The sequence below is a fragment of the Microcoleus sp. OTE_8_concoct_300 genome (genome assembly GCF_031383065.1).
Taxonomy (GTDB): Bacteria; Cyanobacteriota; Cyanobacteriia; order Cyanobacteriales; family Microcoleaceae; genus Microcoleus.
On sequence record NZ_JANMZH010000678.1, the window covers coordinates 1 to 5,219 of the forward strand.

The 5,219-nt window shown below is 42.3% G+C and carries 4 protein-coding genes; 3 read left to right on the forward strand and 1 reads right to left on the reverse strand.

All coding sequences use genetic code 11. The features are described from left to right. Positions 1 to 574 precede the first annotated feature (574 nt). A complete protein-coding gene (locus ACUVJL_RS30830; protein ID WP_445249312.1) occupies positions 575 to 853 on the forward strand; it encodes a hypothetical protein in 279 nt (92 codons plus the stop codon). A gap of 145 nt (positions 854 to 998) precedes the next feature. Beyond that, positions 999 to 1,241: a transposase gene (locus ACUVJL_RS30835; protein WP_445249313.1), complete on the forward strand. Its 243-nt coding sequence runs from the start codon at positions 999 to 1,001 to the stop codon at positions 1,239 to 1,241. A 465-nt stretch (positions 1,242 to 1,706) separates the two neighbouring features. Here ACUVJL_RS30835 and ACUVJL_RS30840 read toward each other — a convergent pair whose 3' ends face one another. Next, positions 1,707 to 2,027, reverse strand: coding sequence for an ISAs1 family transposase (locus ACUVJL_RS30840; RefSeq protein WP_445249314.1), 321 nt, complete (start codon positions 2,025 to 2,027; stop codon positions 1,707 to 1,709). A 1,350-nt stretch (positions 2,028 to 3,377) separates the two neighbouring features. On the opposite strand from ACUVJL_RS30840, the gene ACUVJL_RS30845 reads away from it, so the two are divergent. Then, a complete protein-coding gene (locus tag ACUVJL_RS30845) occupies positions 3,378 to 5,198 on the forward strand; it encodes a fatty acyl-AMP ligase (RefSeq protein ID WP_445249315.1) in 1,821 nt (606 codons plus the stop codon). Positions 5,199 to 5,219 lie beyond the last annotated feature (21 nt).

A 5,219-nucleotide genomic window follows, 5' to 3' on the forward strand; every position in this document is an offset into this window, starting at 1 on the left:
GTCGATTCGATGTTTAGTAATTGGCAGGTTGTTGTTGAATTAATGTCTTTGTCTCCACATAAACTACCTAATTACCAACAAGGAATAAGAGCTATGAGGCTTATTCTATCAGCGTTATAAGCGACTTGTCGCCCCGACAGGAATATTATGGAATCCATCTTACAACAAATGCCAGGGATTAGTCAACCCCAAAAGAAGTTTTTAATCACTTTATTCTCAACTATTTTGCTAGCAAGAAGGCAAGATCAACTTCACGAATCTCAGTCGTTATAGTTATTTGAGCGAAAAAACCTACCGTCGTCACTTTATCAAAACGTTTAAATTTCCACAATTTAATTAATTTTTTCTAAAAAAAGCCTTAAATTATGAACACACAATCATTGCTGTTATTGATTGTTATTTTTTAATAAAAAGTGGCCAAAAAACTGACGGTAAAGCTTATTTTTATAATGGTGTAGCTGGCAAATCGGAACAGGGGTTGGAAATTTTTGTAATTCCTATTGTCAAAATTGAGACTTATTTATCTTATAGCTTAAGCGTACAACAAACTCCGTCACGTCCTCAAATAAAGCCGGTGAAAAAACTCCTACAAAATCCGAAAAATTGCTGGTCTAAGAAATCTCGCAAAAAACAGGATACTCAAAGCTCAACGCCTGCCATCACAAGAGTTGATGACTATGCACAACATCTAAAGAATACTCGTTATTTCTTCCCCACTTCTGTACGTTATTTGGTGGCTGATGGCTATTACTACCGCTCTCAATTCTGGGAGGCTGTACGGGAGTTAAAATTAGACTTTATTGGCAAGTTAAGAGTTGATGCTAACCTACGCTATCTTTATACAGGTGAATAAAAGAAACTGGGAGCAACTCGCAAATATGATGGTAAATTTGACTCTAATGATTTGAGTCGTCTTAAATTTGTTAAAAATCTCAAACCTGGAGTTTCAGTATATACATTGGTTCAAGGCGAGTTATTGTTTAAATTGTCAAATTAGTTTGGCTTGTATTTCTGAAGTTCAAGCCAATGGCAAAATCAAAAATGCTTTATTGTTTAGCACTGATATTCACCTACCACCTGAGCAAATTGTTGAATATTATCAGGCTCGCTTCCAGATTGAATTTATTTTTCGTGATGCCAAGCAATTTACGGGATTGTCTGATTGTCAAGCTCGTCATTTACCACGGCGTTATTTTCATTTTAATGCCAGTCTTATTGCCTTAAATTTAGCCAAAGATTAACTCTCTAATTGTCATTCATCTGCCAAGTCTTTTGTGTTTTCAATTGCCTCTTATAAACTGCTGGAATTCAATAAGCATCTACTTTGTACCTTTATTGATAAGTTAGATTTAGACCGGGATTTGATTTTAAATCACCCTAACCTTCCTTCAGTCTTGTCTTAGGGTATTTTAGCTGCTTAAAAACTGTCCGGAGTATTGCTCAAGTAAAAACGAGCTTCAGTCGTGGTTTTATTCCACAATGGTCGTTCACTAACTATCATGACAACTGTTTTTAATCCAGTCCATAATGCTTGATTAGGCAGAGGTGGTAACTCAGATACATCAACAGTCCAGCCCTGTCTTTTTTCCACTCGATGATGTCCAGCTTCTACTTTTTTATGCGGGGTTGTATTTTTTGCCTAAATAATCTGCTTTTTGGGCTAATTAAAACCATTCTTTTACGGCTTTGTAAAGAAGTTTTTGATTTCATTTTAAAGCTAAAATATAATCTACTTTGTTTTTGACAATTAGAGCTCTTATGTCTTTTTGACAGCCCATAGCCTCAATGGTTATTAGAGTTACGGCAATTTCTAACATTTCTATTAACTCCGGAATTGCTGTCAGCTCGTTAGATTTTTTTGGTTTTTTTTTCTGTCCTAAAACCAATTGATGAGATGAAGACCAGGCAGTAACTATATGTAGCGCTTTTTGCTGGTCATTTCGGTCATAAGATTGTTTCATTGTTTTGCCATCAATGGCAATCACGTTTAATTCTAATTCCCCGACTATCGCATTTACCAAACTCAAAAAACCTTCTTGAAACTGCTGCGGTTCAATTTAGGCAAAGAAGGAGACTAAATGTGTCATGAGATGGTATACCATTCGGTAATTCTAGAAAGCTTTTTAACCATTAATATTTGGCGTTACCATAGGCTTCTATTGCGACCCATCCGTCTGCACCGCGTTTGGATAGCTAGAATCGCAATCGATCTAATATCTTTGAGTAAGTGTTCTTTACTTCTTTCTATTCTTGGGTCGTTAAAATTGGCAAAATGTTCTAAAAAAATAGCATTTTAAAGATTCATTCAAGGCAATAAATCTGTGTGTTTTTGTTGGGAAGTTACAGCTTTACTAAAACCTCTTGCCATTGATAGCACCAATAAACTACAACAAACTAGATTAAATTTTAGTCGGATTTAACTGTAGCATATTTTGGGTTAAAGTTAAGATGCGTTTACCCTGCATACTGTGACCGAAGAAAGCAAAGGGTTTGTCTAAGTACGGAAGAATGGCGATCGCGATCGCCTCAACAAGCAGCTGTAGCCTAGTAAATGGGACGGACGTTATCCGCTTTCCCCGTCCAGGCAATTCGACAGGACAGATCTAGATAGTCATCGGTAGGCTATCAGCCCAGGTCCGGAAAGTCACAGATGCACCTCCGGCGTAGGGAAAGCAGAATAGACACAGGCGTGCCTGGGGATTGGGATTGGACCAGCTAACCTATGTGTCAAAAGTCGATGTACTACTTATAGAGCAATGCTAAGCTTCTCGAACAGATTTATCAATTTTTTTCTGTAGACTATGCGGTCTTATGTCAGTCCACCTTTCCTTAAGGTAGGCGAGGCAGGTTGGTTTGGCACCGCTTTCAAATGCGTCCAATGTCCCGAATAGCCACCTAAACGGGCTACTGCCTCAACCGCCCAAGCTACTATGAGGATTTTGGTAATTTGAGTTGAGTGACTTTGGCTTTAAGAACATCGACTCGTACAGGAGCTGGGTTTACCCAAGCGCATCCTTAAATTGGCGTTAATGGTGGCACGCGAATTTTATATAATACACCCCCAGAATCAACCGGGGTTATTGGTGAAGTTATAGCTGTGTTGTACTTAATTGTATATATATCTACAGATTTATTTTGTAATAATACTTCAGGTATACATACCGCCAAATAATTATATATATCATTACTCTAGTATTGTATAAAACAAAAAACGCCAATATCTTCTGAATCGCTGTATCCACAAGCGACCTCAATATCTTCGTTGTCTAATAAGGAATTTTCGTCCCCGACCATCGGAACCCGTTGATGTTATCAGGGGGAAGAGTGGCGTAGGCGTTGTAGTTCCCCAATGTCCCCTTACTGAAAATGTTTAATAAATGGTTACCAGTCAAAACTTAGCCTACGAAAATTGTTTTAACGTCGATAGTGTGGACACTTTAGTAGACCTTCTTCACAGTAAAGCGCTATACCAGCCTAACAAAAAGGCTTTTACTTTTCTCCTGGATGGAGAAACACAAGAAACGAGTTTAACATATCTAGAATTGGATTTGCAGGCACGAGCGATCGCGGCTCAGCTGCAAAGTTTAGGGGCGAGTGGGGAGCGGGCGTTGCTGCTCTATCCAGCAGGGTTGGAGTTCATTGCCGCGTTTTTCGGGTGCCTGTACGCTGGGGTCGTTGCTGTCCCTGCTTATCCGCCCCGGAACAACAATCGGTCTATGGATCGCATCCAAGCCATTGTGGCAGATGCCCAGGCGACAGTAGTACTGACAACCACACAAACCCTGTCTAATGTAGAACGACGGTTTGCCGAGGCTCCAGACTTGGCGGATCTACGCTTGCTGACCACCGACAATGTTGCTAGGGATCTGGCGGAGGCATGGCAAGAGCCAGCGGTAACTGGCGATACACTGGCTTATCTCCAGTACACATCTGGCTCCACTTCAAAACCGAAGGGGGTGATGATCAGCCATAGGAACGCAATGCACAATTCAGCAGACCTTGCCCTAGCATGGGAAACCAAGCCGGACAGTGTGCTTGTATCGTGGCTCCCTCACTTTCATGATTTCGGATTGGTCTACGGAATCATTCAACCCGTGTACCAAGGGTGCTCGTGTGTCTTAATGGCACCCACATCGTTTATTCAGCAGCCGGTTCGATGGCTCCAGGCGATTTCGCGCTACAGGGCTACCCACAGCGGTGCTCCAAATTTCGCCTATGAGCTTTGTATTAGCAAAATCACGCCGGAACAGCGTGCGACTTTAGATCTGAGTAGTTGGTGTGTGGCTGTAAATGGCGCGGAGCAGATCCGCCAAGAAGCTCTAAAAAGGTTTGCAGAGACCTTTTGCCCCTGTGGTTTCCGCTGGAGTACCTTCTGTCCCGGTTATGGGCTGGCCGAAGCAACACTGAAGGTTTCTGCCTCACGCATGACAGAAATGCCGATTTTCTGCACTGTTCAGGCATCTACGCTCGCAAAGCATCACCTGATTGAGCTTTCGGAAAACGGGCCAGATACGCGGACGCTGGTGGGATGTGGCGGTACTTTGCTCGATACGAAGATCGTCATTGTGGAGCCTGCCTCTCTAACCAGATGTCTGCCTAACCAGGTGGGAGAAATTTGGGTGTCGAGTTCGAGCGTCGCCCAGGGCTACTGGAACAGGCCAGAAGAGACAGAGCGCACCTTCGGCGCATACCTGGCGGACACGGGGGAGGGTCCGTTTCTTCGCACTGGAGACCTGGGATTCATGAAGGATGACCAACTTTTCGTCACTGGTCGCCTCAAGGATCTGATCATCATCCGGGGTCATAACCATTATCCGCAAGACATTGAACTAACTGTAGAACAGAGCCACCCAGCACTGCAACAGGGTTGCGGCGCTGCGTTTTCAGTCGAGGTAAATGGAGAGGAGCGACTGGTGGTCGCTTGTGAGGTAAAGCGTAGTTCCATCCGGAATCTGGATGTAGATGCGGTAGGAAAAAGTATTGATCAGGCAGTGATTGAGCAGCACGAGTTACAAGTTTATGCCATATTGCTGCTCATACCAATTTACTATGAAGTTGCACTTAATATAGCTTCAAGGATATATAGCGATTCTCAGATAAATGAGGTATACAGAAACCCTGTATTGTCAAGCTTTCCAGGTCAAAATTCGTACCTCACCTTTTTGAGAAAGGCTATAGTCCCAACCACAGAGAGATAAAACTTCTTCATTCGTGAGAGA

What these genes read in the sequence shown, in the direction of transcription:
- ACUVJL_RS30845 (WP_445249315.1), top strand. Translation starts at nt 3,378, where the DNA reads ATGGTTACCAGTCAAAACTTAGCCTACGAAAATTGTTTTAACGTCGAT.